The sequence below is a fragment of the Microbacterium sp. zg.Y909 genome (genome assembly GCF_024626565.1).
Map to the genome: position 1 here is coordinate 1 of NZ_JANJFJ010000095.1, position 569 is coordinate 569.

The 569-nt window shown below is 72.1% G+C and carries 1 pseudogene; it reads left to right on the forward strand.

Going from position 1 to position 569, the window contains the following annotated elements:
- A pseudogene (locus NQ160_RS09140) lies at positions 1–522 on the forward strand (NAD-dependent epimerase/dehydratase family protein); the annotation flags it as partial.
- Between the last annotated feature and the right edge of the window lie 47 nt (positions 523–569).

Below are 569 nucleotides of genomic sequence, written 5' to 3' on the forward strand. Positions count from 1 at the left end.
GTGACCTCGCTGCGTCTCCCCTGGATCTTCGGCACCATGCCGGGCGCCGTGCCGCTGTGGAGCATGTTCGTGGCGATGGATGCCGCCGTCCCCGAGGACTCCCCCATCGCCGTCCCCGCGGGCGGCACCGTCATGGTCACCACCGGCCAGGTAGCCAAGGCCGCGCGCGGCGCGATCGAACGGGGCGAGCACGGCAAGACCTACGCGCTCGGTGGCATCAATATGACCTACGCCGACTTCCACCGCATGATCGCGGAGGAGGCGGGCCTGGATCCCGCCCGCGTGACGCCCCTCCCCGCCGAGGCGTTCGCGGCCGCGATGAAGGCGTACGACGAGGCCGAAGCCGCCCGCGGCATCGAGCACGGCATGCACCAGGCGGATGCCGCACGCGTGCAGGAGCGGTTCGCGTACGTCGAACCGGAGCCCGTGCAGGCCGCGCTCGGCTACGGACCGGAAGACGTCGAGGCCGCGATCCGCGAGAGCCTGCGGGTCTGCGTCGCTTCGCGCACTCCGGTCGCCTGAGCCAGCGAGAGAGGGAGCCACCCGGGCCATCGGGTGGCTCCCTCTCT